The sequence below is a fragment of the Streptomyces sp. NBC_01451 genome, assembly GCF_036227485.1.
Lineage (GTDB): Bacteria > Actinomycetota > Actinomycetes > Streptomycetales > Streptomycetaceae > Streptomyces.
In genome coordinates this window covers 2,161,964-2,187,121 of record NZ_CP109479.1, presented here as the reverse complement: position 1 = coordinate 2,187,121, position 25,158 = coordinate 2,161,964, and the positions used below count along the sequence as shown (strand labels likewise).

Below are 25,158 nucleotides of genomic sequence, written 5' to 3'. Positions count from 1 at the left end.
CGCACAACTCACCTCACCTCACACGCCGAAGACACCCGAAGGACTCCCATGAACGACTTCCCGGCCCTGCGCCGACGCGGTTTCCTCACCGCCGTGGGCACAACCGCAGCGCTCGGTGTGCTCGGCCTCGCGGGCTGCGCCGACTCCACGGACGACACGTCCGAAGGCAGCGGCTCCGACAGCGGTACGCCCAGACGCGGCGGGCGGCTGCGCGCCGCCTTCGCCGGCGGCGGCGCCAGCGAGACCCTCGACCCGCATCTGGCCGGCCTGTTCGCCGACGCCGCCCGGGCCAAGGCGCTCTACGACAAGCTCGCCGACTACGGCGCCGACCTCTCCGCGCAGCCCCGCCTCGCCGAGAAGTGGGAGGCCAACAAGACCCTGGACCGCTGGCAGGTCACCCTGCGCCCGGCAACCTTCCACGACGGCAGGCCGGTCACCGCCGAGGACGTGCTGTACAGCTACCGGCGGATCGCCGACCCCGACCAGACGTTCCGGGCGAAGGCGTCCCTGGAGCCGATCGACCTCGATGCCAGCCGGGCCACGGGCACGCACGGGATCGAGTTCGTCCTGAAGCGGCCCACGGCCGAATTCCCCAACATCCTGGCCGCGTTCGGCGCGTACATCGTGCCCGACGGCGCGACCGGAACCGACTTCGACACCAGGCCCGTCGGTTCCGGACCCTTCCGGTTCGTGTCCTTCGCGCCGGGCCGCTCGGCCCTGTTCCGCCGATACGACGACTACTGGGAGGGCGCCCCGCACCTCGACGAGATCGAGTTCGTCGTCGCCAACGAGGAGTCCGCACGCGTCAACGCGCTGCTCGGCGGTCAGGTCGAGTACGCCCACGAACTCAACCCGACCACCGCGCGGGCCCATGAGGGCAAGGGGCAGATCGAGATCGTGCGGCTGCGCAACAGCGCCATGCAGGGGTTCGCGATGAAGACCGACCGCGCGCCCTTCGACGACAAGCGCGTCCGCGAGGCCTTCTTCCTCATCGCCGACCGGCAGGAACTCGTCGACGGCGCGCTGTCCGGCGCGGGCGTCGTCGGTAACGACCTGTTCGGGAAGGGGTACGAGTACTACGCCGCCGACCTCCCGCAGCGCGCCCAGGACCTCGACCGGGCCAAGGCCCTGCTGAAGCAGGCCGGAGCCGAGAACCTCAAGGTCACGCTCGACACCTCCGCCGTCGCCGCGGGTTTCACCGAGGCCGCCGGGATCTTCCGTGACCAGGCCGCCAAGGCGGGTGTCACGATCGACGTGAGGATGGGCAGCAAGGACTCGTACTGGAGCGACATCCTCGACTCCGGCACGATCTGCTGCTACCGGTCCGGTGCCATGCCCATCGAGGCCCACATCTCGCAGCGGCTGCTCACCGACTCGACCACCAACGCGACGAAGTGGCACCACAAGGACTTCGACGCGCTCTACCAGCAGGCCCAGTCCACGAAGGACAAGACCGAGCGGACCGCCGTGTACGAGCGGATGCAGCGCCGGCTGTACGCCGAGGGCGGGTTCCTGGTCTGGGGGTTCGCGGACTGGATCCTCGGAACCGCCGACAACGTCAAGGGAGTTGCGGCCAAGGCGCCCGCCAACTCGCTCGACTGGGCGCGGTTCGACAAGGTCTGGCTGGCGTGAGCGGACTGCGCTCCTTCGTCGTCCGGCGGCTGCTTCTCGGCGGCGCGCAGACCGTGGCAGTGGTGCTGCTGGTCTTCGCGCTCACCGAGGCGCTGCCGGGCGACGCGGCCGTCGCACTCGCCGGGGACCAGCCCGACCCGGCACGTATCGCGGCCATCCGTGACGCCATGCACCTCGACCGGCCCGCGTACGAACGGTTGCTCGACTGGGCGGCGGGCCTCGCACACGGCGACTTCGGCACCTCGCTGATCTCCGGGCGCCCGGTCGGAACGTACATCGAGGACGGGCTCGGACCCACCCTGCTGCTCGCGACCGTCACCGTGACGCTCCTGATCCCTCTGGGAGTCGGGCTCGGGGTGCTCGCCGCCCAGCACGAGGGGCGGCTCGTGGACCGGCTCGTCAGCTCCGTCACCCTCGGCGTGTACGCCGTACCCGAGTTCGCCCTCGGAGTGCTGCTGGTGACCGTCTTCGCGCTCCGGCTGGGCTGGCTGCCGCCGACCGCCGTCGGCTACGGCACCGACCTGCTCGGCCACCCCGCCGCACTCGTCCTGCCCGTCCTGGTTCTCCTGTCCCGGCCGGTGTGCTCACTGTCCCGACTCGTCCGCGCCGGGATGGTCGACGCGCTCAACTCGCCGTACGCCGCCCAGGCGCGCCGGTACGGCGTCCCGGGCGCCCGCGTCCGCTACGGCCACGCCCTGCCCAATGCCGTGGCCCCGGCGGCGCAGCAACTCGCGCGCACCGTCGACTGGTTGCTGTGCGGCGTCATCGTCGTGGAGGCGCTGTACGTGATCCCGGGTCTGGGAACCGTCCTGATGAACGCCGTCGCCGAACGCGATGTGCCGGTCGTGCAGGGGATGGCGGTGGTGTTCGGCCTGCTCACCGTCGTCCTCAACCTGGGCGCCGATCTCGTCGCCCACCGGTTCGCACCCCGGGCGGGGGCGGCGGCGTGAAGGGCCGGTCGCGTTTCGTGTTCGGGGCCGCCGTCATCGGCGTACCCCTCGTACTCGCCCTGCTCGGACCGCTGTTCGCGGGCGAACCGGGGCCGCGGGCAGTCTCGTTCACCCTCGGGGACGGGCACTGGCTCGGTACCGACTTCGTGGGCAGGGACGTCTGGCAGCAGGTGCTGCACGGCGGTCGGCCGGTGGTGGTGACCGCGCTCGCCGCGACCGTGCTCGCCTACCTCGTGGCGCTGCCGCTCGGCCTCATCAGCGCGCTCACGCACCTGAGTTGGCTGGAGGAGTTGCTGATGCGGCCCCTGGACGTGCTGATCGCCGTGCCCTCGCTGCTGCTGATCCTGCTCGTGGCCTCGGTGTTCGAGCCGGGCGGGGTGGGGCTCGCCCTGCTCGTCGCACTGGCCAACATCCCCGACGCCGCCCGGATCGTGCGCGCGGCGGCAGCGGAGGCGGCCGCCCGCCCGGCTGTCGAGGCGCTGCGCATGCAGGGCGAGACCTGGTGGCGCATGGCCGTCGGATATGTCGGCCGCGCCATCCTCCGCACCCTCGCCGCCGACGCGGGCATCCGGCTCACCGGCGTGCTGTACCTGGTGGCCACGGCCGCCTTTCTCGGCGTCGGGGTCACGCCGGACGCCGCCGACTGGGCGGTCATGGTGGACCGCAACCGCACCGGGCTGTTCGTGCAGCCCTGGGCCGTGGTCGTGCCCGCGCTGCTGATCGTCGCGCTGACGACGGGCAGCAACCTGCTTCTCGACGCGGCGCTGGACCGGGGCACCGGCCGTATCCGGCGCCCCGGCGACAACCGGCGTACCGGTGAGAAGGGACGACTGGCATGAACGCCGACGTCACCAGCGATGTCCTTGACGTCCCTGTCGCCGAGATCGAGAACCTGCGCGTCGAGATCGACGGCCGTTCCCTCGTCGACGGAGTCAGCCTGCGGGTCCTCCCCGGCCGGGTGACCGCCCTGGTCGGCGCGTCCGGCAGCGGCAAGACCACCACCGGCCTGGCCCTCCTCGGCGAACACCCGCCCGGCGCCCGGGTGTCCGGAGAGGTACGGGTGTCCGGCGGGGGGCCCGTCGGATACGTCCCCCAGCATCCCGGCGCCGTCCTCAACCCCGCCCGCCGGGTGGGCGCCCTCCTCGACGACATCGCCCGCGGACAGGTACGGGACCTGCCCCGGACGGCACGCCGGACGGAAGTGCGCGCGCGGGTGCTGCGTGCATTGGCAGATGCCCAACTGCCGGAAGGCGAAGCCCTGTTGCGCCGATTCCCCCATCAGCTCTCCGGCGGTCAGCAGCAACGGGTGGTCCTGGCGCAGGCGTTGCTGCTGGGCGCCCGGGTCGTCGTCGCGGACGAACCCACCACGGGCCAGGACGCGTTGACCAAGAGCCGCATCGTCGAAGAGCTGGCGGCGGTCGCCGCACAGGGCATCGCCGTGGTCCTGCTCAGCCACGACCTCGACGTCGTTCGCGCGCTGGCCGACCAGGTGCTGGTGATGCGCGACGGCCGGGTCGTCGAGTCGGGTCCGACGGAGCGGGTGTGGCTCGCGCCCCGCCATGAGTGGACCCGCGAACTCCTCGCCCGGCAACCGCGGTTCGGTGTCAGAGTCCGTAACGACGGAGACGGAGACTGCCACGCCGACGACCGGACCGGCGCTCCTGTCCTTCACGTCCGGGACCTGACCGCCCGCCACCACCGCACACAGGTCCTCCACGTCCCCGAACTCGCACTGCACGCGGGCGAATGCCTCGCTGTCGTCGGCCGTTCGGGCAGCGGCAAGACCACTCTCGCCCGCTGCCTGGCCGGACTGCACCGGGAATACGACGGCCGGGTGAGCCTCGACGGCCACCTCCTTCCCCGCAGCCTGCGCGCCCGTGACCGGCGCCAACTGGCAGCCGTGCAGTACGTGTTCCAGGACGCGCGGGCCGCGTTCGACGAGTACCGGTCCGTCGTCGACCAGGTCGCGCGTACGGCCGTACGGCTGCGCGGTGCCGAAGCCCCGGCCGCCGGGACGGAGGCGCTCGCCGTCCTCGCGGAACTGGGCCTCACCGAGGAGCAGGCTCACCGCGTACCGGGCCGTCTCTCCGGTGGCGAACTCCAACGCGCCTCCCTCGCGCGGGCGTTGCTGGCCCGACCCCGGGTACTGGTCTGCGACGAGGTCACCTCGGGCCTCGACACGGTCGCCCGGTGCGCTCTCCTCGACGTCCTCACCGGGCTGCGGCGCGGGCGCGACGACCTGTCCGTCGTCCTCATCACGCACGACCTGGACATCGCGTCGCCGGCCGACCGGATCGCCGTACTCGACGCGGGGGAGGTGGTCGAACAGGGGCCGGCGGCGAGAGTGCTGACCGAGCCGTCGCACCCGTTCACCAGGCGGCTGTTGGCGGCGGCGCGGTAGAGGCGGAGGCCGGGGGACAGGGGACGAGGGACGGGAGGTCGGCTCGCGGTTCGGTGGCTCAGCGGATGCGGTGCTGCCTCCAGAAGGGGCCCAGGTCCTTGTCCGTCACCGACTGGGCGGCCTTCTTGAAATCGGCTGTGGTGGAGACGCCGTACCAGTGGTCGTGGGCGTACTGCTTGAGGAGCCGCGCCATGGTGTCGGCCCCGAGGGCGCGTTCCAGATCGGACAGGGCGCAGGGGCCGGCCGTGTACAGGAGGTGGTACTCGCCACGGTGCGCGGACCAGTAGGCCATCGAGTTGGTGAGCGCGGCGCGGTCGCTCGGCCACTCGTCCTCCGACCAGCAGCCGACGGTGTCCCAGCCGTAGAAGCGCGCGTTGGCGTACTGGGCGAAACTCTCGTCCAGCCAGGGCGAGTTGTATTCGTCGTTGCCCACGATGCCGTACCACCACTGATGGGCCACCTCGTGGACGACGGCGCCGCCCTCCTCGGTGGTGCCGAGAAGGACCAGGCCGGGGTACTCCATGCCGCCGCCGAACCCGCTGGTCATCACGAGGTCGATCTCGCCGTACGGATAGTGGCCGAACTCCCTGCCGAACCGGTCGACGGCGGCGACGCCGTCCTGGCGGTTGAGGCGGACGCCGGCGGCGGGTGTGTCCGGCGACCAGTACGACTTCACGCGCACGCCACCGGGCGAGATCTCGGTCGCGGTGCGGAACGGGCCCGCCGCCCAGGCGAAGTCCCGTACCCGCTGGGCGACACTGTGCGTGACCGTCCGCCCGGGCCGGCCGGGGCGGGTCCAAGTGCGGCCGGTCGCCGGGACCTTGAGGGCGGTCGGGTGATCGAGGCGCACCCGGAAGTCGCCTGCCAGAGCGTAGAAGCTCTCGCCGGTCGACACATACGGATCGAGGTGCCATCCCTTCGTGTCGTGCACGGCCAGGACCGGCAGCGCGTTGCCCAGGAAGCGGAACGCGCCCTCGCGGCCGAAGCGGCTGTTCCGTCCGGGCACGGTGATGGACACGTCGAAGGCGATGGCCGTCCGCCCGCCGCGTGCGAGCGGCTTCGGCAGGGTGATACCCAGCGCCGTGCAACCCACGGTGAGACGGCCCGGAGTGCCACCGCGCACCTTGGACACCCTGACGGGGGACGGTTTGCCGGGTGTGCCGCACCCGTCGTCGCCGTTGCCCCACAGCCGTACGTACACCTCGCGCAGGGGCCGGTCGGAGGCGTTGCGGAACGACACCCGTTGCCGGCCGGTCCAGTGGGAGCCGTCGGCGTCGCCGCGCAGTGTCACGTCGTAGCTGAGGCGGTCGGGCGTCGCGGCCCCGGTCGCGGACGCGGTCCCCGCCCGGGCACCGGGCGCCGTGCCGGCCTCGGCGACGACGGTGGAGCCCGCGGTCACGAGCAGCGCGAGCAGGACGGTCAGCAGACGGCGACCGGATCTTGAGGGCCACGCGGGCAACGTCGACATGGCAGCGGATCTTGTCACAGAGTTCTGACAGCCGACCCCTGCCTGCGACAAGCGAGGAGAGGGGCTCCGCTTGGGCGCGCGGAAAATGCCCGAGTGCTCCGGGGGCGTTCGCTGTACGTTGACGCACAGCAAGTTTTCCCAGTTCAAACCCTTCTCTGAGGCCTGGCCACCGTGTTCCTGACGATCAGCACCACCGGCACCCCCGAACGTCCCGCGACCGACCTCGGCTACCTGCTGCACAAGCATCCCGACAACGCGCAGACGTTCTCCACCTCCTACGGCACCGCGCACGTGCTCTACCCGGAGGCGTCCGACGAGCGCTGTACGGCCGCGCTGCTGCTGGAGGTCGACGCGGTCGCACTGGTCCGGCGCGGCAAGGGCAAGGGACGTGGCGGCGCACCCGACGCGGCACTCGCGCAGTACGTCAACGACCGTCCGTACGCGGCCTCTTCGCTGCTCGCGGTCGCCCTGAGCGCCGTGTTCAGCAGCGCGATGAAGGGCCAGTGCCGGGCGAAGCCCGAACTCCCCGGCCAGGCACGTCCGCTGAGCGTCGAGGTGCCCGCGCTGCCGGCCCGGGGCGGCGCCGACCTCGTACGGAGCCTCTTCGAGCCGCTTGGTTGGGCGGTGGCGGCCGAACCGGTCGCGCTGGACACGGAGTTCCCGGACTGGGGCGACTCCCGGTACGTGCGTCTCGTCCTCGAATCGGAGACGCTGACCCTCGCCGAGGCGCTGCGCCACCTGTACGTCCTGCTGCCGGTCCTCGACGACGCCAAGCACTACTGGGTGGCGTCCGACGAGGTCGACAAACTGCTGCGGGCCGGCGAGGGCTGGCTGCCCGCGCACCCGGAGCAGAAGCTGATCACCAGCCGCTATCTGTCCCGCCGTTGGTCGCTGACCCGGCAGGCGATGGAGCGACTGGAGCTGGTCAGGCTCGCCGAGGCCGACGACAGCGACGTCGAGGAGATCGACAACGCGGTCGGGGAGGAGACGGAGGCGGAACCGGAGGAGAAGCCGACTTCGCTCGCCGCACAGCGCCGGGACGCGATCATCGCGGCACTGAAGGCGTCCGGTGCCGCTCGGGTGCTCGATCTCGGTTGCGGGCAGGGCCAGTTGGTGCAGGCGCTGCTCAAGGACACCGCGTTCACCGAGATCGTCGGGGTGGACGTGTCGATGCGCGCGCTGACCATCGCCTCGCGGCGGCTGAAGCTGGACCGGATGGGGGAGCGGCAGGCGGCGCGCGTCAAACTGCTCCAGGGCTCGCTCGCCTACACCGACAAGCGGCTCAAGGGGTACGACGCCGCCGTACTGTGCGAGGTCGTCGAACACCTCGACCTGCCCCGGCTGCCGGCCCTGGAGTACGCGGTGTTCGGCGCGGCCCGCCCCCGCACGGTCCTCGTGACGACGCCGAACGTCGAGTACAACGTCCGCTGGGAGACCCTCCCGGCCGGCCACAGCCGCCACGGCGACCACCGCTTCGAGTGGACCCGGGAGGAGTTCCGCTCCTGGGCGGGCACGGTGGCCGAACGACACGGCTACGAGGCGGAGTTCGTGCCCGTCGGGCCGGACGACCCGGAGGTGGGTCCGCCCACGCAGATGGCCGTGTTCACGATGAGGACCGAGCCCGGGAGCGGGACCGATTCCGGGACCGGGGCCGAGAGCCGGCACCACCAGAGGGATGAGAAGGAAGAGAAGGAGGCGAAGGCCGCATGAGCAGCATCGAGAGCAACATCGCACGCGTTGAGAGCAAGGCGCGCGTGCTGCCCGTCACCGACCTCTCCCTCGTCGTCCTGATCGGGGCGTCCGGCTCGGGCAAGTCCACCTTCGCGCGGCGGCACTTCAAGCCGACCGAGGTGATCTCGTCGGACTTCTGCCGAGGACTGGTCGCCGACGACGAGAACGACCAGAGCGCCAGCGGGGACGCCTTCGACGTCCTGCACTACATCGCCGGCAAGCGGCTCGCGGCGGGCCGCCGTACGGTCGTCGACGCGACCAACGTCCAGGAGAGCAGCCGGAAGCAGCTCGTCGAGCTGGCGCGGCAGTACGACGTGCTGCCCATCGCCGTCGTGCTCGACGTGCCCGACGACGTGTGCGCCGAACGCAACGCCTCCCGCACCGACCGGGCCGACATGCCACGCCGGGTCATCCACCGCCACATCCGCGAACTCCGCCGCTCCCTGCGCCACTTGGAGCGCGAGGGGTTCCGCAAGGTGCACATCCTGCGCGGTGTGGAGGAGATCGAGAGCGCCGAGATCCGCACCGAGAAGCGCTACAACGACCTGACCCATCTCACCGGCCCCTTCGACATCATCGGCGACATCCACGGCTGCGCCGCCGAACTGGAATCCCTGCTCGGCAAGCTGGGCTACGAGGACGGGGTGCACCCGAGCGGCCGTACCGCCGTCTTCGTGGGCGACCTCGTCGACCGCGGCCCGGACACCCCGGGTGTGCTGCGCCGTGTGATGTCCATGGTCGGGTCGGGCAACGCGCTGTGCGTACCCGGCAACCACGAGAACAAGTACGGCCGTCACCTCAAGGGCCGCAAGGTCCAGCACACCCACGGACTCGCCGAGACCATCGAGCAGATGGCCGACGAGAGCGACGAATTCCGAGTCCGGGTAAGGGAGTTCATCGACGGCCTTGTCAGCCACTACGTCCTCGACGGCGGCCGACTGGTGGTCTGCCACGCCGGTCTGCCGGAGAAGTACCACGGCCGTACGTCGGGCCGGGTGCGCTCGCACGCCCTGTACGGCGAAACGACCGGGGAGACCGACGAGTTCGGCCTGCCGGTGCGCTACCCGTGGGCGGAGGACTACCGGGGCCGGGCGGCCGTGGTGTACGGCCACACCCCCGTCCCGGAGGCCACCTGGCTGAACAACACCATCTGCCTCGACACCGGTGCCGTGTTCGGCGGCAAGCTGACCGCGCTGCGCTGGCCGGAGCGGGAACTGGTCGACGTACCGGCGGAGCAGGTCTGGTACGAGCCGGTGAGGCCGCTGCGGTCGGAGGCGCCGGGCGGGCACGACGGCCGGCCGCTGGACCTGGCGGACGTCCACGGCCGCAGGGTGGTGGAGACGCGCCACGCGGGCCGGATCACCGTCCGGGAGGAGAACGCGGCGGCGGCCCTGGAGGTCATGAGCCGATTCGCGGTCGACCCGCGGCTGCTGCCGTACCTGCCGCCGACGATGGCTCCGACGGCCACTTCCCACGTGGAGGGCTACCTGGAGCACCCGGCGGAGGCGTTCGAGCAGTACCGGGCGGACGGGGTCGAGCGGGTCGTGTGCGAGGAGAAGCACATGGGCTCGCGGGCGGTGGTCCTGGTGTGCCGTGACGCGGAGGTGGCCCGGAAGCGGTTCGGCGTGAACGGCGGTGGTGCGGGTGCAGCAGGTGAAGCCGCCGGTGACGGTCCGACCGGGGCGCTGTACACGCGCACCGGGCGCCCGTTCGTCGACGACCCGGCGGTGACCGAGGAGATCCTCGGCCGGGTACGGGCGGCGGCGGACGGGGCCGGCCTGTGGGAGGAACTCGGCACCGACTGGCTGCTGCTGGACGCCGAGTTGATGCCGTGGTCGCTCAAGGCGTCCGGGCTGCTGCGGTCGCAGTACGCGGCGGTGGGCGCCGCCTCCGGGGCGGTGTTCCCGGGAGCGCTGGCCGCGCTGGAGGGTGCGGCGGCGCGGGGTGTCGACGTGCGGGACCTGCTGGCGCGCCAGCGTGAACGCGCCTCGGACGCCTCGGCGTTCACGGCGGCCTACCGCCGGTACTGCTGGCCGACGGAAGGGCTGGACGGGGTCCGCCTGGCCCCCTTCCAGGTCCTCGCGACGGAGGGGCGCAGTCTGGCCGGCCTGCCTCACGATGAGCAACTGGCCCTGCTGGACCGGCTGGTGGAGCACGACGGTACGGGTCTGCTGCAGGCGACGCGTCGGCTGTACGTCGAGACGGGGGACGCGGAGTCGGTGCGGGCCGGAGTGGACTGGTGGCTGGAGATGACCGGGCGGGGCGGTGAGGGCATGGTCGTCAAACCGCTGGGCGGGGTGGTGCGCGACGGGAAGGGGCGGCTGGTGCAGCCCGGGATCAAGTGCCGGGGGCGTGAGTACCTGCGGATCATCTACGGTCCGGAGTACACCCGGCCGGAGAACCTTGCCCGGCTGCGGGGGCGGTTCCTGAATCACAAGCGGTCGCTGGCGATCAGGGAGTACGCGCTGGGGCTGGAGGCGCTGGACCGGCTGGCGGAGGGGGAACCGTTGTGGCGGGTGCATGAGGCGGTGTTCGGGGTGCTGGCGCTGGAGTCCGAGCCGGTGGATCCGCGGCTGTAGGGGGTGGCGGGGGTTTTCGCCCCCGCCGCCCCTACCCGTCCCGTGCTGTTCCTGGGGGCTGCGCCCCGGACCCCCTTCGGCCCTGAAGGGGCCTTGTCCTCAAGCGCCGGACGGGCTGGGTTGCCCGGGCCTGGGCTGGAGGAGTGGCGGGGGTGGGTGGGGGACATGGCTTGGGCGGGTGGGGCCTTGTCCTCAAGCGCCGGACGGGCTGGGTTGCCCGGGCCTGGGCTGGAGGAGCGGCGGGGGCGGGTGGGAGACATGGCTTGGGCGGGTGGGGTCTCGTCCTCAAGCGCCGGACGGGCCGGACTTGGCCGGTGGGCCGGGGTGTCAGCCCACCAGGCGCAGGTGCTCTCCGCACACCCCCACCCGAACCGTCTGCCCCCACGTCAGCTGGACCGCATCCCCCTCCATCCCGTCCCCGAACGCCACCAACCGTTCCGACTCCACCGTGAGCCGAAGCCCCGATCCCGCCGCCAACTCGCCCGACACCAGCGACGTTCCCGTGACCGGCGAGGGCCATGCCTCCCGTACGAACCACAGCAGGCGGTCGTCGGTGGGCCGGGGCAGGGACAGGGTGGCGCCCCGCTCCTGCCACACCGACCGCAGCCATCCGCTCGCCCCGGTCCCCGTTCCCACCAGTACTCCGGAGGAGGCCTGGGCCTCGACGGCACCCCTGTCGTCGTCGAGGCCCAGGCGGTACCGGACCGTCTGGTGGCCTGGTGCCCCCAGGTAGATCTCGTTGAGGGCGACCAGCCGCTGCGTGTCGTCGGCGACCGCCTCGACCATGGTGAGTTCGTCGACCCCGGTGTCCCGCGCGAGCACCGCGGGCAGTAGTCCCGCCATGTCCCCGGGCCGGTGGCGCACCAGCACCCCGGGATTGCGTCCGGGATCGGTGTCGACGCCCAGAACCGGTTGCCCCGTGAGGTACTTGGCGACATTCGCCACCAGCCCGTCCTGCCCGACCACGACGACGACGTCCTCGGGTGCGAAGAGGAACCGGTCCAAGTCGGCGCGCTCGACCCGGGTCTGACGCCAGGTCAGCGGGATGGCCGCCGTCACCTCCGCCATGGACCGGAGGGTGCGGTGGTGGCGTTCGGCGACCTCCTTGATGTCCTGGCCCCGGGAGCGCAGGAAGTAGGCGGCCTGGCCGTGCGTGCCGTGTCGGGCCACCAACTCCTCGTACTCCGTGGTGCGGTGGACCAGGACGGCCCGTGGGGCGAGGCTCACTCCTGTGCTCCTCCCAGCCTGGCGAGCAGGCCGGTCAGTACGTCCGGCGACACCGTCAGGCTGTCGATCCGGGGCAGGTTCTCGGCGAGCCGGGTGCCCGTGAGGGCGTGCAGCATCGCCACGTCCGCGTCGGCGTGGGCGCGCAGCCACGCCGCCTGGGCCTCGGCCCGTGCCTCGCCCACCCCGCGCACGCTCGCGGCCTCCGCCTCCGCCAGCCGTACCACCCGCGCCGCCTCGGCTTCCGCCCGTACCGCGTCGGCCGCCGCGTACTCCTCGGCCTCCCGGCGGGCGTTCGTGCCCCGCTGGTCGACCAGCTGTTCTTCCCTGCGGGCGAGTTCGATCTGGCTGGCCAGTTCGTTCTCGGCGATGGCCCGCTCGCGCTCGACGGCCACCGCACGGCGTTCGTACGTCGCCCGGTCGGCCTCCTGCTGGATCTGTTCGCGGGCGGGAGTCCGCAGGGCCCGCTCCACCTCGGGCTCCGGCCGCAGTGCCACCACCCGTACGGCCACGACCTCGATGCCCGTGGCCGGCAGGCGCGGCTCGGCGGCCAGTCCCGCCGCGACCCGCTCCCGCACCGACGCCACCCCGTCGACCAGCGCGGACGACAGTGCCGTACGGGCCAGGACGTCCAGGGCGTGCTGCTGGGCCGTCTCCGTCAGGAGGGTCGCCAACTGTTCCAGGGGCGCGCTCCGCCAGACGCCCGTGTCCGGGTCGACGGAGAAGTCGAGTCGGGTGGCGGCCAGGGCGGGGTCGCTGATGCGGTAGGTGACGGTCGCCTGGACCGCCACGTCCTGGAAGTCGGACGTACGGGCGTGGAAGGTCATCGCCAGCTCCCGGTCGTCGACCGGGACTTCGGAGAGCGTGGCGGTCAGGGCGCGGTACCAGAAGCTGAGCCCGGGACCGTCGTGCGCCAGTCGGCCGGAGCGGTGGTGGCGGATGTGGGCGGTGGGTGTGCCGCGCAGGTGGCGCCAGCCCAGGCGCCGGGTGATGTCGGCCATGTGCCTGTCGTCCATCCCCTCGTCCGGTGCGGGGCGCCCGTTCGCAGGCACCCCGCACCATTTGTCGTCATGTAGACGATATTCGGTCCACCCCCTTATCGTCAAGGGGACGAGATGGAGGGATGTGCGGAGGGGTGTACGGAGGGGCGGGGTGCCGAGGGTTATCGCACATATACCGCCGACCAGCGGGTGAACAAGGTGCGGAGTGGTCAGGATGGAGGCATGGGATTCCATGTCGACTCCGAGGCCGGGCGGCTGCGCCGCGTCATCCTGCACCGGCCGGATCTAGAGCTCAAAAGGCTCACCCCCAGCAACAAGGACGCCCTCCTCTTCGACGACGTCCTGTGGGTACGCCGTGCGCGCGCCGAGCACGACGGCTTCGCCGACGTCCTGCGCGACCGGGGCGTCGTCGTCCACCTCTTCGGTGACCTGCTCGTCGAGGCCCTGGCGATCCCGGCGGCCCGCACCCTCGTACTCGACCGTGTCTTCGACGAGAAGGAGTACGGGCCGCTGGCCACCGACCATCTCCGGGCCGCCTTCGAGACCCTGCCCGCCGCCGAGCTGGCCGAACTGCTCATCGGCGGCATCACCAAACGCGAGTTCCTGGCCGCGCACGAGGAACCGGCCTCGGTCCGCTTCCATGTCATGGACCTGGACGACTTCCTCCTCGGCCCCCTCCCCAACCATCTCTTCACCCGTGACACCTCGGCCTGGATCTACGACGGCGTCTCCATCAACGCGATGCGCTGGCCGGCGCGCCAGCGGGAGACCGTGCACTTCGAGGCGATCTACCGGCACCACCCGCTCTTCCGTGACGAAACCTTCCATCTCTGGTCGGAGGGGCAGGCGGACTACCCCTCCACCATCGAGGGCGGGGACGTCCTCGTCATCGGCAACGGCGCCGTACTCATCGGCATGAGCGAGCGGACCACGCCCCAGGCGGTCGAGATGCTCGCGCACAAGCTCTTCGCCGCCGGTTCGGCCGAGACGATCGTGGCGCTCGACATGCCCAAGCGGCGTGCGTTCATGCACCTCGACACCGTGATGACGATGGTCGACGCGGACACCTTCACCCAGTACGCCGGCCTCGGCATGCTCCGCTCGTACACCATCGAACCGGGCGTCGGGGACAAGGAGTTGAAGGTCACCGACCATCCGCCGGAGCACATGCACCGGGCCGTCGCCGCCGCGCTCGGCCTGAGCGAGATCCGTGTGCTGACCGCGACCCAGGACGTGCACGCGGCCGAGCGCGAGCAGTGGGACGACGGCTGCAACGTCCTCGCCGTGGAGCCGGGTGTGGTCGTCGCGTACGAGCGCAACGCGACCACGAACACGCATCTGCGCAAGCAGGGCCTTGAGGTGATAGAGATCCCGGGCAGTGAGCTGGGGCGGGGGAGGGGCGGCCCGCGCTGTATGAGCTGCCCGGTGCAGCGGGACGCGGTGACGTAAGGGGGAGCGGGTGTGGGCGTGGGTGTGCGTGTGGGCGTGTTCGTCCGGGGCTTGTCCGGGGCTTGTCCGCGGCTTTCGGTCGGTCTCCTCGGTGGGCTCGAAAACCTGACCGCATAGAAATGTAATGAGTCGTATAGACTTCCATTCGTTCATGTCCCGTACGCCCTGCCGGATCACCTGGAGCGCCCCCATGGCGACTGTCCCGACCGCCCTCGCCGGGCGCCACTTCCTCAAGGAGCTGGACTTCACCGGGGAGGAGTTCCGCGGGCTGCTCGACCTCGCCGCCGAGTTGAAGGCGGCGAAGAAGGCCGGGGCCGAGACGCGGTACCTCGTGGGGAAGAACATCGCGCTGATCTTCGAGAAGACCTCGACGCGCACGCGCTGCGCGTTCGAGGTCGCGGCGGCGGACCAGGGTGCCTCGACGACGTACCTCGACCCGTCGGGCTCGCAGATGGGGCACAAGGAGTCCGTGAAGGACACCGCGCGGGTGCTCGGGCGGATGTACGACGGGATCGAGTTCCGGGGCGACAGCCAGGCGGCGGTGGAGGAGCTGGCCGCGTACGCGGGGGTGCCGGTGTTCAACGGCCTGACCGACGACTGGCACCCCACCCAGATGCTGGCCGACGTGCTGACGATGACCGAGCACAGCGACAAGCCGTTGACGGAGATCGCCTTCGCCTACCTCGGCGACGCCCGCTTCAACATGGGCAACTCGTATCTGATCACCGGTGCCCTGCTCGGGATGGACGTACGGATCGTCGCGCCGCGGGCCTACTGGCCCGCCGAGGGTGTCGTCGCCGACGCGCGGAAGCTGGCGGAGGCGAGCGGTGCGCGGGTGACCCTGACCGAGGACGTGCCGGAGGGGGTGCGGGGCGCCGACTTCGTCGCCACCGACGTGTGGGTGTCGATGGGGGAGCCGAAGGAGGTGTGGGCCGAGCGGATCGCGGCACTGGCCTCGTACGCCGTGACGATGGACGTCCTGCGGGCGACGGGGAACGCGGACGTGAAGTTCCTGCACTGTCTGCCGGCGTTCCACGATCTCGGTTCGAAGGTGGGGCGCGAGATTCACGAGACGTACGGTCTGGAGTCCCTGGAGGTCACGGACGAGGTGTTCGAGTCGGCGCACTCGGTGGTGTTCGACGAGGCGGAGAACCGGTTGCACACGATCAAGGCCGTGCTGGTCGCCTCGCTGGGGTGAGGGGTCTCTCGCCCCGGCCGCCCCTGTCCGCTCCCCCCGTCCTCGACCTGGGGGGGGCTGTGCCCCCGGACCCCCTCGGCCCCTGAACGGGCCTTGTCCTCAAGCGCCGGACGGGCTTGAAAACGTACCCCTACGCCCGGCGCCACTGTGCCGGCACCACCGGCACCCTGAACCACACCGCCTTGCCCGAGTCCGTGGTCCGGTGGCCGCACGACGAGCTCAGGGTCCGGATCAGCAGCAGCCCCCGGCCGTGTTCCTGCCAGGGGTCCGGCTCCTCCGACAACGGCCGTGTGAGATTCCCCGGCGGTGCCGGGTCGGGATCGTGGACCTCGACCTGGCAGCTGGTCGGCAGCAGCTCCACCACCAGCTCTATCGGCGCGTCCCCGGCCGTGTGCTCCACGGCGTTCGCCACCAGCTCCGCGGTGAGCAGCTCCGCCGTGTCGCAGTCCGCCGCCGCGTGTTCCAGCTCGGTCAGAGCCGTGCGGACCAGTGCGCGGGCGACAGGCACGGCCGCGGCGGTGTGCGGCAGGGCGATACGCCAGGAGGCGGGGGCGGGGGGTTCTTGCACGGCGGTTCCGTTCATGGAGCAGGTTGTCCTGCTTTCAACAATAGGAATGGTACGGCGAGGTCCGGCAGGGGCACTGGTCGGGCGCCGCACGGGACTTTCGGCCCCGCTCACCGTTCGGCTTACCCAGACCAACGGCCCGTCTCCCGCAACCACTCCCACTGTTACCGCGCTATTGACGCCTCGTGACGGGACCGGATCACCGGAACGGGCCGCAGCGGCCCCCTGTATCGCGTACTCATGACGACAGTCACAGATGAGTGATAACTTCGTGAGACAGCCGTCCCCGTCACGAGGAGGCCGCGCATGAGTCCCTTCACCGGCTCGACCCCCCGCACCTCCACCTGGCACCACCTCCGCCTCGACCTCGCCCCCACCGGCGTGGCCACCGTCACCCTCGCGCGCCCCGAGAAACTCAACGCCCTCACCTTCGGCGCCTACGCCGACCTGCGCGACCTGCTCGCCGAGCTGTCCCGGGAGCGATCCGTACGGGCGCTGGTGCTCGCCGGCGAGGGCCGCGGCTTCTGCTCGGGCGGTGACGTCGACGAGATCATCGGCGCGACCCTGTCCATGGACACCGCCCAGCTGCTCGACTTCAACCGGATGACCGGACAGGTCGTACGGGCCGTACGGGAATGCCCGTTCCCGGTGATCGCGGCGGTGCACGGGGTGGCGGCCGGCGCCGGTGCGGTTCTCGCGCTGGCCGCCGACTTCCGCGTCGCCGACCCGTCCGCGCGCTTCGCGTTCCTCTTCACCCGGGTCGGCCTCTCCGGCGGCGACATGGGCGCCGCCTACCTGCTGCCCCGGGTCGTCGGACTCGGCCACGCGACCCGCCTGCTGATGCTCGGCGAGCCGGTGCGGGCACCCGAGGCCGAGCGCATCGGCCTGATCAGCCGGCTGACCGACGAGGGCCGCGCCGACGAGGCGGCCCAGACGCTGGCCCACCACCTCGCGGAGGGCCCGGCACTGGCGTACGCGCAGACCAAGGCCCTCCTCACCGCCGAACTGGACATGCCGCTGGCCGCAGCCGTGGAACTGGACGCCGCGACCCAGGCCCTCCTCATGACCGGCGAGGACTACGCCGAGTTCCACGCCGCGTTCACCGAGAAGCGCCCCCCGAAATGGCGGGGACGATGAAACCGACGTCAGGGGCGGCACACCCAGGGGCGCGGGGAACTGCGCGGCCAGCCACAACGAACCCGCACCCGCCGTCGCATCCGAACCACCCCCACCGAATCGCGATCATCGGCGGCGGCCCCGGAGGCCTGTACGCCGCCGCCCTCCTCAAACGCCTCCACCCCGATCGGCAGATCACCCTCTGGGAACGCAACGCCCCCGACGACACCTTCGGCTTCGGAGTCGTCCTCTCCGACGAGACCCTCGGCGGCATAGAACACGCCGACCCCGTGGTCCACGAGGCCCTGCGGCGACACTTCACCCGCTGGGACGACATCCACATCGTCCACCGCGACACCCGCCACACCTCCGGAGGACACGGCTTCGCCGCCCTGGGCAGACGCCGGCTCCTGGAGATCCTGCACGCCCGCTGCCGCTCGCTCGGCGTCGAACTGCGCTTCCGTACGGAGGCGCCGTACCCGGAGTGGCTGGCGCAGACGTACGACCTGGTCATCGCCGCCGACGGCGTGCACAGCACCACCCGCGAGGCCTACGCCCAGGAGTTCCGGCCCAGCCTGACCACCCACCGCTGCCGCTACCTCTGGCTCGCCGCCGACTTCGCCTTCGACGCCTTCCGCTTCGAGATCGCGGAGACGGAGCACGGCGTGATGCAGCTCCACGGATACCCGTACTCCGCCGACGCCTCGACCGTGATCGTCGAGATGCGGGAGGAGGTGTGGCGGGCGGCGGGCTTCGACCGGACGGACGTACCGGAATCCGTCGACCGCTGCGCCAAGATCTTCACGGACGCCCTCGGCGGACGGCCGCTGCGCGCGAACAGGCCCGCGTGGACCACCTTCCGTACGGTCGTCAACGACCGCTGGTCGCACGGCAACATCGTGCTCCTCGGGGACGCCGCCCACACCGCCCACTTCTCCATCGGCTCCGGCACCAAGCTCGCCGTCGAGGACGCCCTCGCGCTCGCCGCCTGTCTGGAGGAGCGGCCGACGCTGGCCGAGGCGCTGGCGGCGTACGAGGAGGAGCGGCGGCCCGTCGTCGCCTCCACCCAGCGGGCGGCCCGCGCCAGCCTGGAGTGGTTCGAGAACCTGCCCCTCTACCTCGACCAGCCGCCCCGCCAGTTCGCGTTCAACCTCCTCACCCGCAGCCGCCGCGTCACCCACGACAACCTGCGGCTGCGGGACCCGCACTTCACCGCCGGCGTGGAGCGGGAGTTCGGCTGCCCACCCGCCACCCCGCCGATGTTCACGCCCTTCCGATTGCGCGGGCTGACCCTCCGCAACCGCGTCGTCGTGTCCCCCATGGACATGTACTCGGCCACGGAAGGCGTCCCCGGCGACTTCCACCTCGTCCACCTGGGCGCCAGAGCACTCGGCGGCGCCGGACTGGTGATGTCCGAGATGGTGTGCGTCGGCGCCGAGGGACGCATCACCCCGGGCTGCGCCGGCCTCTACACGGACCGGCAGACGGAGGCCTGGCGACGCATCACCGACTTCGTCCACTCCCAGGCCCCCGGCACCGCACTCGGCGTCCAGCTCGGCCACTCCGGCCGCAAGGGCTCGACGAAGCCGATGTGGGAGGCCGCCTACGGCGCCGAGCCGCTGGAGGAGGGCAACTGGCCGCTGGTCGCCGCTTCCCCGATCCCGTACCGGCCGGGCAGCCAGACCCCACGAGAACTGACGGTCGCTCAACTCTCAACGATCCGAGAGCAGTTCACGGCAGCCGCCCACCGAGCCGTCCACGCCGACTTCGACCTCCTCGAACTGCACTGCGCCCACGGCTACTTGCTCTCCGGCTTCCTCTCCCCGCTCACCAACCACCGCACGGACGCGTACGGAGGCCCGCTCGCCGCGCGGCTCCGTTTCCCCCTCGAAGTCTTCGACGCCGTACGGGAGGTGTGGCCGGAGGGCCGGCCCATGACCGTCCGCATCTCGGCCACGGACTGGGCCGACGGCGGTACGACGGCCGAGGACGCCGTCGCGATCGCGCGCGCCTTCGTCGCCCACGGAGCCGACGCGATCGACGTGTCGACCGGCCAGGTGGTGCCCGACGAACGTCCGGAGTACGGCCGCTCCTACCAGACCCCGTTCGCCGACCGCATCCGCCACGAGACCGGCGCCCCGGTGATCGCCGTCGGCGCGATCTCCTCCTGGGACGACGTCAACTCCCTGATCCTGGCGGGCCGTACGGACCTGTGCGCGCTGGCCCGCCCGCACCTCTACGACCCGAACTGGACCCTGCACGCGGCGGCCGAGCAGGAGTACGACGGTCCGGGCGCCGTCTGGCCGGCCCCGTACCGGGCGGGCAACCGACGCCCGCGCACCGGGCGCACGGACGCCCCCAAACCCCGTCTCGCACTGGGGAGTTGACCTCGGCCGTCCCTGCCGTCGACGTCGAACCGTCAGCCGGATCGTCCGGCCGGAACCCGCTCACACGAGCCCCCGCTCGGCCAGCACCGCGTACACCGCGTCCGCCGACTCCGCCGGGGTCTGCTCCTGCGTCGGCAGGGTCAACGCCGGGTCCACCGGGGGCTCGTACGGGTCGTCGACGCCGGTCAGGCCGGTCAGCCGGCCCGCCGCCTGCCGGGCGTACAGGCCCTTCACGTCCCGCTCGCCGCACACCTCCACCGGAGTCGCGACATGCACCTCGATGTACGGCGTCCCGCTCGCGTCGTGCCGTTTGCGTACCGCCTCGCGGCTGTCGGCGTACGGGGCGATCACCGGGACGATGGACAGGACGCCGTTGCGGGCCAGCACCTCGGAGACGAGCCCGATGCGCTGGACGTTGGTGTTGCGGTCCTCGCGGGAGAAGCCGAGGCCCGCGGAGAGGAAGCGGCGGATCTCGTCGCCGTCGAGGATCTCCACCCGGCGTCCCTCGGCGCGCAGCCGCTCACCGAGCACCTGGGCGATCGTCGTCTTACCCGCGCTCGGCAGCCCGGTGAGCCAGACGGTGGCTCCCCGAGCCCTGGTGGGTCCCGTGGGCCTGGCCGTGGTGGTCATACGCAACAGTCCTCGTCTCTCTCCCCGCGTGCGGCCCCCCGGACGCTAGGTAAGAAACTTGAGAAGAGGCGAAGAGGAACCTGAGGGTTGCGTGAGTGACGCCCGATGTGGCTGAGGTCACACCCCCGCGAATGCCGCCCCCGCGTCCCGCAGCCGGGCGTGCAGCCCCTGGAAGACGGCAGCCGAGCGTACGCCCGGCCAGTCCGCCGGGAGCAGGTGGGCGGGCAGGCCCGGGTCGGCGTACGGCAGGTGGCGCCAGGAGTCCAGCGCCATCAGATAGTCGCGGTACGCCTCCGCCGGCGGGGTGTCCGCGCGCTTCTCCCAGTCGTGCAGCACGCGCGCGTGGCGGTCGAGGAAGGCCTCGTGCTCCTTGGCGATCGCGGCCAGGTCCCACCAGCGGGAGACCGCCTCGACCGTCGCCGCGAAGCCCAGGTGCTCGCCGCGGAAGAAGTCGACGTACGGGTCGAGGCGCAGCCGCTCCAGGGTGTGGCGGGTCTCCTCGTAGAGGCGCGCCGGGGCCACCCACACACCCGGGGCGGCCGTGCCGAAGCCGAGTCCGGCCAGCCGGGAACGGAGGACATGGCGCTTCTGGCGCTCCGACTCGGGGACGGAGAACACGGCGAGGATCCAGCCCTCGTCGAGCGGGGGAGGGGCGGCGGCGTACACGCGCCGGTCGCCGTCGTCGAGCAGCTGGCGGGCGTCCGGCGAGAGTTCGTACCCGGCCGCGCCCTGGGCCGTACGGGCCGGCACGAGCAGGCCGCGCCGCTTCAGGCGGGACACGGACGACCGTACGGACGGCGCGTCGACGCCGACCGCGGCGAGGAGCCGGATCAGCTCGGCGACGGGTAGCGGGCCGGGCATGAATCGGCCGTACGCGCCGTAGAGCGTGACGATGAGAGACCGCGGGGCGTGCTGTTCGGACACGTTGATCATTTTAGGCCGCCGGAATCACTGCTGCTTGCCATTTCCGCTGGTCAACTACCTCGGGTGAATGACTTTCGGTCAAGATCACTTCAGGGCGGGGCCGGGACGGCGTCAGATCGGCCTCGCGTCGGTGCGCAGCCGGAAGCGTTGGAGCTTGCCCGTCGCCGTCCGCGGCAGGGCGTCCAGGAAGACGATCTCGCGCGGACACTTGTACGGTGCCAGCTCCTCCCTGACGAACGCGCGCAGCGCCTCCGCGTCCTGGCGTACGCCCTCCCTGAGCACGGCGTACGCCACCACGACCTGACCGCGCGACTCGTCCTCCCGTCCCACCACGGCCGTCTCCACGACGTCCGGATGGCGCAGCAGCGTCTCCTCGACCTCCGGGCCCGCGATGTTGTACCCGGCCGAGATGATCATGTCGTCGGCCCGGGCCACATAGCGGAAGTAGCCGTCGCTCTCCCGGACGTACGTGTCCCCGGTGATGTTCCAGCCACCCCGCACATACGCGTCCTGGCGCGGATCGGCGAGATACCGGCACCCGACCGGGCCGCGCACCGCGAGCAGCCCGGGCGTGCCGTCCGGCACCGGCTCGCCGTTCTCGTCCTGCACGCGCGCGTGCCAGCCCGGCACCGGAATCCCGGTCGTGCCGGGCCTGATGTCCTGGTCGGCCGCCGAGATGAAGATGTGCAGCAGTTCGGTCGCGCCGATGCCGTTGATCAGCCGCAGGCCGGTGTGCTCGTACCAGGCCCGCCAGGTGGCCTCGGGGAGGTTCTCGCCCGCCGAGACGCAGCGGCGCAGCGAACCGGTGTCGTACGCGTCCAGCTCGTCGAGCATCGCGCGGTACGCCGTCGGCGCGGTGAACAGCACCGAGACGCGGTGCTCGGCGATGGCCGGCAACAGCTGTTTGGGTCCCGCCTGTTCGAGGAGGAGCGCGCTGGCCCCGGCCCGCATCGGGAAGACCACCAGACCGCCGAGCCCGAAGGTGAAACCGAGCGGCGGACTGCCCGCGAACACGTCGTCCGCGCGCGGCTTCAGCACGTGCCGCGAGAACGTGTCGGCGACGGCGAGCACGTCCCGGTGGAAGTGCATGCACCCTTTCGGGCGGCCGGTGGTCCCGGACGTGAACGCGATCAGCGCCACGTCGTCGGCCGCGGTGTCCACGGCGGGATACGGGGTGCCCGGCACCGGACGGTTCAGCAGGTCGTCGAGGCCGTCGCCGCCGTACGTCGTGATCCGCAGCCCCGGTACCTCCGCCTTGGCGAGGTCGTCGAGGGCCCGGATGTCGCACAGCGCGTGCCGCACCTGGGCGATCCCGCACATCGTGCGCAGCTCGTGCGGACGCTGCTGGGCCAGCACGGTGACCGCGACCGCGCCCGCCTTCAGCACCGCCAGCCAGCAGGCCGCGAGCCACGGTGTGGTGGGACCGCGCAGGAGGACACGGTTGCCGGGGACGACCCCGAGATCCCGGGTCAGGACATGCGCGACCCGGTCGACGCGGGTGCGCAGCTCGCCGTACGTCCACACCTCGCCGGTGGCGGTACGGAACGCGGGGCGTCCGGCCGCGGGCCCGTCCAGCAGCTCGGCCGCGCAGTTCAGCCGGTCGGGGTAGCGCAGTTCGGGCAGGTCGAGGCGGAGGTCGGGCCACTGGTCCGGGGGCGGCAGATGGTCGCGCGCGAAGGTGTCGACGTGGGCCGAGGGGATCCGCCGGGCGGTGGCGTCGGCGCGGTCCTCGGGAACCCTGCCGTACCCGGGCTGCCTGGAGTGCGTGGGGTCCATGGCGGGTCGCCCCCTTGCCGTGGTGGGCGTACTGGTGGGCTCGCAGAACGAGCGTATCGTGTTGGTGACGACAGTCAACGGTGCGCGATACCGTCGGGGAGGGGTCGCGACCGGTGGCCTCGGAGGGAGGACCGGCGATGCCCGCATTCTCGCTCGAACCGGGTCAGGCCGCCTGGTGTGCCGAGCTGCGCACGCTGGCCGCCGACCGGCTGCGCCCACTCGCCGACAAGGGCGAACCGGGCCGAGTCAACCGTCCCCTCGTCGCCGAACTCGGCCGACTCGGCCTGCTCTCCCGGCTGTTCACCTCCGGGGCACTCGACCTGTGCCTGATGCGGGAGTCCCTCGCCCGCTCCTGCACCGAGGCGGAGACCGCCCTCGCCCTCCAGGGCCTCGGCGCCCACCCCGTCCACGCCCACGGGACGCCGGCCCAGCGCGAACGCTGGCTGCCCCGGGTGAGCGAGGGCAGCGCGGTGGCCGCGTTCGCGCTGAGCGAGCCGGGCGCGGGCTCCGACGCGGCGGCCCTCTCGCTCACGGCCACCCCCGACGGCCCCTCCGGCTGGCGCCTCACCGGCGAGAAGTGCTGGATCTCCAACGCCCCCGAGGCCGACTTCTACACCGTCTTCGCCCGTACGACAGTGGGAGCCGGGGCCCGTGGAGTCACGGCGTTCCTCCTCCCCGCCGACCGGCCCGGCCTCACCGGCAGCGCCCTCGACATGCTCTCCCCGCACCCCATCGGCGCCCTCGCCCTCGACGCCGTACCGGTGACCGCGGACGACGTCATCGGCGAACCCGACCGCGGATTCCGGGTCGCCATGGGCACGTTGAACCTGTTCCGGCCGAGCGTCGGCGCCTTCGCGGTCGGCATGGCCCAGGCGGCCTTGGACGCGACCCTCGCCCACACCGGCCAACGGGACGCGTTCGGCGGCAAGTTGAAGGATCTCCAGGCCGTCGCCCACCAGGTCGCCGAGATGGCCCTGCGCACCGAGGCGGCCCGGCTGATGGTCTACGCGGCAGCGGCGGCGTACGACGAAGGCGGCCAGGACGTCCCCGGGCGCGCCGCGATGGCGAAGCTGCTGGCCACCGAGACCGCGCAGTACGTCGTCGACGCGGCCGTCCAACTGCACGGCGCCCGGGCGCTGCGGCGCGGCCACCTCCTCGAACACCTCTACCGGGAGGTGCGGGCACCGCGCATCTACGAGGGCGCGAGCGAAGTCCAACGGACGGTCATCGCGAAGGAGTTGTACAGGGGCTCGCAGGGTTCGAAGGGCTCGCCGGGCCTGGCCGAAGGGACGGGTGCCGAATGAGTGCCGAGCGCGTCAATCCCGACGGTCTCTCGCCGCCCGCCGGCTTCTCGCACGCCGTCGTCGCCACCGGCTCCCGGATCGTGTTCCTCGCCGGGCAGACCGCGCTCGACGCCGACGGGAAGGTCGTGGGGGACACCCTGCCCGAGCAGTTCGAGCGGGCCCTCGGGAATCTCCTCGCCGCACTCCACGCGGCCGGCGGTACGCCCGCCGACCTGGCCCGCGTCACCGTGTACGCCACGGACGTCGCCGAATACCGCGCCCAGGCCCCTCGACTCGGCCGTATCTGGCGGAGCTTGGCGGGGCGCGACTATCCGGCGATGGCGGTGGTCGGGATCGTACGGCTGTGGGACGAACGGGCCCTGGTCGAGCTCGACGGCTTCGCGGTGCTGCCGTAGCGAGTCGGCGGACCGGTGGGCCGGGGCCCCGGGTGGTTCAGGCCGCAGCGGTCAGACGGTGCGGGGTGATCACGCTGCCGTCGGGCAGCAGCTCGCCGGTGTCGTCGAAGACGATCGCACCGTTGCACAGGAGGTTCCAGCCCTGCTCGGGGTGGAAGGCGACGATGTGCGCGGCGTCGCGGTCGGGACGGTCGGCCGAGGGGCACGGGGGCTGGTGTGAACACATGGTGTGCCTCCGGATCGGATGCGGGTGCTCGGGTGCGATGCGGTGGTGCGGTGGTGCGGTGGTGCGGTGGATCCTCGGTTCCTTGCCACTTCTGACGATGCCCGTGCCGGGGGCTCCGCGCCAAGTCGTGCCGGGGAAGCGTGACACCACGCGGACGTGCTGTGACACCACCCTGACATTCGGACCCGACCTGCGGAAATGA

At 71.8% G+C, this 25,158-nt stretch carries 20 protein-coding genes; 12 read left to right on the top strand and 8 right to left on the bottom strand.

Features of this window, described 5'->3' with window-relative positions; all coding sequences use genetic code 11:
* Nucleotides 1-48 precede the first annotated feature (48 nt).
* Genes OG595_RS09240 through OG595_RS09225 form a run of 4 tightly spaced genes read left to right on the top strand, consistent with a single transcriptional unit; the run spans nucleotide 49 to nucleotide 4,983 of the window.
* Nucleotides 49-1,632, top strand: coding sequence for an ABC transporter substrate-binding protein (locus OG595_RS09240; protein ID WP_329269867.1), 1,584 nt, complete (start codon nucleotides 49-51; stop codon nucleotides 1,630-1,632).
* Complete coding sequence (locus tag OG595_RS09235; RefSeq protein WP_329269864.1) at nucleotides 1,629-2,582, top strand: ABC transporter permease; 954 nt, start codon at nucleotides 1,629-1,631, stop codon at nucleotides 2,580-2,582. Before OG595_RS09240 ends, OG595_RS09235 begins: the two co-directional genes overlap by 4 nt.
* Complete coding sequence (locus OG595_RS09230) at nucleotides 2,579-3,421, top strand: ABC transporter permease (protein ID WP_329269861.1); 843 nt, start codon at nucleotides 2,579-2,581, stop codon at nucleotides 3,419-3,421. Before OG595_RS09235 ends, OG595_RS09230 begins: the two co-directional genes overlap by 4 nt.
* On the top strand, nucleotides 3,418-4,983 hold the full coding sequence (locus OG595_RS09225) for an ABC transporter ATP-binding protein (RefSeq protein ID WP_329269859.1): 1,566 nt from the start codon (nucleotides 3,418-3,420) through the stop codon (nucleotides 4,981-4,983). The genes OG595_RS09230 and OG595_RS09225 overlap by 4 nt, the downstream gene beginning before the upstream one ends.
* Before the next feature lie 58 nt (nucleotides 4,984-5,041).
* Here OG595_RS09225 and OG595_RS09220 read toward each other — a convergent pair whose 3' ends face one another.
* Nucleotides 5,042-6,451 carry a M1 family metallopeptidase gene (locus OG595_RS09220; protein ID WP_329269856.1) on the bottom strand — a complete coding sequence of 470 codons (1,410 nt, stop codon included), beginning with the start codon at nucleotides 6,449-6,451 and terminating at the stop codon, nucleotides 5,042-5,044.
* A gap of 171 nt (nucleotides 6,452-6,622) precedes the next feature.
* On the opposite strand from OG595_RS09220, the gene OG595_RS09215 reads away from it, so the two are divergent.
* Together OG595_RS09215 and OG595_RS09210 are read left to right on the top strand one after the other, a co-directional pair.
* Nucleotides 6,623-8,161 carry a 3' terminal RNA ribose 2'-O-methyltransferase Hen1 gene (locus OG595_RS09215; protein WP_329269854.1) on the top strand — a complete coding sequence of 513 codons (1,539 nt, stop codon included), beginning with the start codon at nucleotides 6,623-6,625 and terminating at the stop codon, nucleotides 8,159-8,161.
* Complete coding sequence (locus OG595_RS09210) at nucleotides 8,158-10,761, top strand: polynucleotide kinase-phosphatase (RefSeq protein ID WP_329269851.1); 2,604 nt, start codon at nucleotides 8,158-8,160, stop codon at nucleotides 10,759-10,761. Before OG595_RS09215 ends, OG595_RS09210 begins: the two co-directional genes overlap by 4 nt.
* 327 nt (nucleotides 10,762-11,088) lie before the next feature.
* On the opposite strand, the gene OG595_RS09205 is transcribed toward OG595_RS09210, so the two are convergent.
* Nucleotides 11,089-11,988: a hypothetical protein gene (locus OG595_RS09205; protein WP_329269848.1), complete on the bottom strand. Its 900-nt coding sequence runs from the start codon at nucleotides 11,986-11,988 to the stop codon at nucleotides 11,089-11,091.
* A complete protein-coding gene (locus OG595_RS09200; protein ID WP_329269845.1) occupies nucleotides 11,985-12,986 on the bottom strand; it encodes an SPFH domain-containing protein in 1,002 nt (333 codons plus the stop codon). Before OG595_RS09200 ends, OG595_RS09205 begins: the two co-directional genes overlap by 4 nt.
* 222 nt (nucleotides 12,987-13,208) lie before the next feature.
* Here OG595_RS09200 and OG595_RS09195 point away from each other — a divergent pair, with 222 nt between their 5' ends.
* Both OG595_RS09195 and argF read left to right on the top strand, forming a co-directional pair.
* Nucleotides 13,209-14,435 carry an arginine deiminase gene (locus OG595_RS09195; protein ID WP_329269842.1) on the top strand — a complete coding sequence of 409 codons (1,227 nt, stop codon included), beginning with the start codon at nucleotides 13,209-13,211 and terminating at the stop codon, nucleotides 14,433-14,435.
* A 190-nt stretch (nucleotides 14,436-14,625) separates the two neighbouring features.
* Nucleotides 14,626-15,633, top strand: coding sequence for an ornithine carbamoyltransferase (gene argF, locus OG595_RS09190; protein ID WP_329269839.1), 1,008 nt, complete (start codon nucleotides 14,626-14,628; stop codon nucleotides 15,631-15,633).
* Nucleotides 15,634-15,763: 130 nt separating this feature from the next.
* Here the strand turns inward: argF and OG595_RS09185 are convergent, their stop codons facing one another.
* Nucleotides 15,764-16,216 (bottom strand): ATP-binding protein, encoded by a 453-nt coding sequence (locus OG595_RS09185; protein ID WP_327698198.1) that lies wholly within the window; start codon nucleotides 16,214-16,216, stop codon nucleotides 15,764-15,766.
* Nucleotides 16,217-16,504: 288 nt separating this feature from the next.
* Between OG595_RS09185 and OG595_RS09180 the strand changes: the two genes are divergently transcribed.
* On the top strand, nucleotides 16,505-17,335 hold the full coding sequence (locus OG595_RS09180; protein WP_329269836.1) for an enoyl-CoA hydratase family protein: 831 nt from the start codon (nucleotides 16,505-16,507) through the stop codon (nucleotides 17,333-17,335).
* Nucleotides 17,332-19,701: a bifunctional salicylyl-CoA 5-hydroxylase/oxidoreductase gene (locus OG595_RS09175; protein WP_329269834.1), complete on the top strand. Its 2,370-nt coding sequence runs from the start codon at nucleotides 17,332-17,334 to the stop codon at nucleotides 19,699-19,701. The genes OG595_RS09180 and OG595_RS09175 overlap by 4 nt, the downstream gene beginning before the upstream one ends.
* Before the next feature lie 60 nt (nucleotides 19,702-19,761).
* Here OG595_RS09175 and cysC read toward each other — a convergent pair whose 3' ends face one another.
* From cysC to OG595_RS09160, 3 genes are all read right to left on the bottom strand, one after another.
* Entirely contained in the window at nucleotides 19,762-20,331 is a 570-nt protein-coding gene (gene cysC, locus OG595_RS09170) for an adenylyl-sulfate kinase (protein ID WP_329269831.1), read from the bottom strand.
* Nucleotides 20,332-20,448: 117 nt separating this feature from the next.
* Nucleotides 20,449-21,264 (bottom strand): PaaX family transcriptional regulator, encoded by an 816-nt coding sequence (locus OG595_RS09165; protein ID WP_329269829.1) that lies wholly within the window; start codon nucleotides 21,262-21,264, stop codon nucleotides 20,449-20,451.
* 102 nt (nucleotides 21,265-21,366) lie between these two features.
* On the bottom strand, nucleotides 21,367-23,031 hold the full coding sequence (locus OG595_RS09160) for an AMP-binding protein (protein WP_443072986.1): 1,665 nt from the start codon (nucleotides 23,029-23,031) through the stop codon (nucleotides 21,367-21,369).
* Between the two features lie 137 nt (nucleotides 23,032-23,168).
* Here OG595_RS09160 and OG595_RS09155 point away from each other — a divergent pair, with 137 nt between their 5' ends.
* Nucleotides 23,169-24,335 (top strand): acyl-CoA dehydrogenase family protein, encoded by a 1,167-nt coding sequence (locus tag OG595_RS09155; RefSeq protein WP_329269824.1) that lies wholly within the window; start codon nucleotides 23,169-23,171, stop codon nucleotides 24,333-24,335.
* Nucleotides 24,332-24,730 carry a RidA family protein gene (locus OG595_RS09150; RefSeq protein WP_329269821.1) on the top strand — a complete coding sequence of 133 codons (399 nt, stop codon included), beginning with the start codon at nucleotides 24,332-24,334 and terminating at the stop codon, nucleotides 24,728-24,730. The genes OG595_RS09155 and OG595_RS09150 overlap by 4 nt, the downstream gene beginning before the upstream one ends.
* A 37-nt stretch (nucleotides 24,731-24,767) precedes the next feature.
* Here OG595_RS09150 and OG595_RS09145 read toward each other — a convergent pair whose 3' ends face one another.
* The gene (locus tag OG595_RS09145; protein ID WP_164411263.1) at nucleotides 24,768-24,956 is read right to left on the bottom strand and encodes a DUF5999 family protein; all 189 of its coding nucleotides are present in this window, start codon (nucleotides 24,954-24,956) and stop codon (nucleotides 24,768-24,770) included.
* Nucleotides 24,957-25,158 lie beyond the last annotated feature (202 nt).

Coding starts and splice junctions, on each gene's coding strand:
- OG595_RS09145 (WP_164411263.1), bottom strand. CDS start 24,956: ATGTGTTCACACCAGCCCCCGTGCCCCTCGGCCGACCGTCCCGACCGC.
- cysC (WP_329269831.1), bottom strand. CDS start 20,331: ATGACCACCACGGCCAGGCCCACGGGACCCACCAGGGCTCGGGGAGCC.
- OG595_RS09210 (WP_329269851.1), top strand. CDS start 8,158: ATGAGCAGCATCGAGAGCAACATCGCACGCGTTGAGAGCAAGGCGCGC.
- OG595_RS09225 (WP_329269859.1), top strand. CDS start 3,418: ATGAACGCCGACGTCACCAGCGATGTCCTTGACGTCCCTGTCGCCGAG.
- OG595_RS09220 (WP_329269856.1), bottom strand. CDS start 6,451: ATGTCGACGTTGCCCGCGTGGCCCTCAAGATCCGGTCGCCGTCTGCTG.
- OG595_RS09180 (WP_329269836.1), top strand. CDS start 16,505: ATGAGTCCCTTCACCGGCTCGACCCCCCGCACCTCCACCTGGCACCAC.
- OG595_RS09165 (WP_329269829.1), bottom strand. CDS start 21,264: ATGATCAACGTGTCCGAACAGCACGCCCCGCGGTCTCTCATCGTCACG.
- OG595_RS09200 (WP_329269845.1), bottom strand. CDS start 12,986: ATGGCCGACATCACCCGGCGCCTGGGCTGGCGCCACCTGCGCGGCACA.
- OG595_RS09195 (WP_329269842.1), top strand. CDS start 13,209: ATGGGATTCCATGTCGACTCCGAGGCCGGGCGGCTGCGCCGCGTCATC.
- OG595_RS09150 (WP_329269821.1), top strand. CDS start 24,332: ATGAGTGCCGAGCGCGTCAATCCCGACGGTCTCTCGCCGCCCGCCGGC.
- OG595_RS09155 (WP_329269824.1), top strand. CDS start 23,169: ATGCCCGCATTCTCGCTCGAACCGGGTCAGGCCGCCTGGTGTGCCGAG.
- OG595_RS09185 (WP_327698198.1), bottom strand. CDS start 16,216: ATGAACGGAACCGCCGTGCAAGAACCCCCCGCCCCCGCCTCCTGGCGT.
- OG595_RS09240 (WP_329269867.1), top strand. CDS start 49: ATGAACGACTTCCCGGCCCTGCGCCGACGCGGTTTCCTCACCGCCGTG.
- OG595_RS09160 (WP_443072986.1), bottom strand. CDS start 23,031: ATGGACCCCACGCACTCCAGGCAGCCCGGGTACGGCAGGGTTCCCGAG.
- argF (WP_329269839.1), top strand. CDS start 14,626: ATGGCGACTGTCCCGACCGCCCTCGCCGGGCGCCACTTCCTCAAGGAG.
- OG595_RS09175 (WP_329269834.1), top strand. CDS start 17,332: ATGAAACCGACGTCAGGGGCGGCACACCCAGGGGCGCGGGGAACTGCG.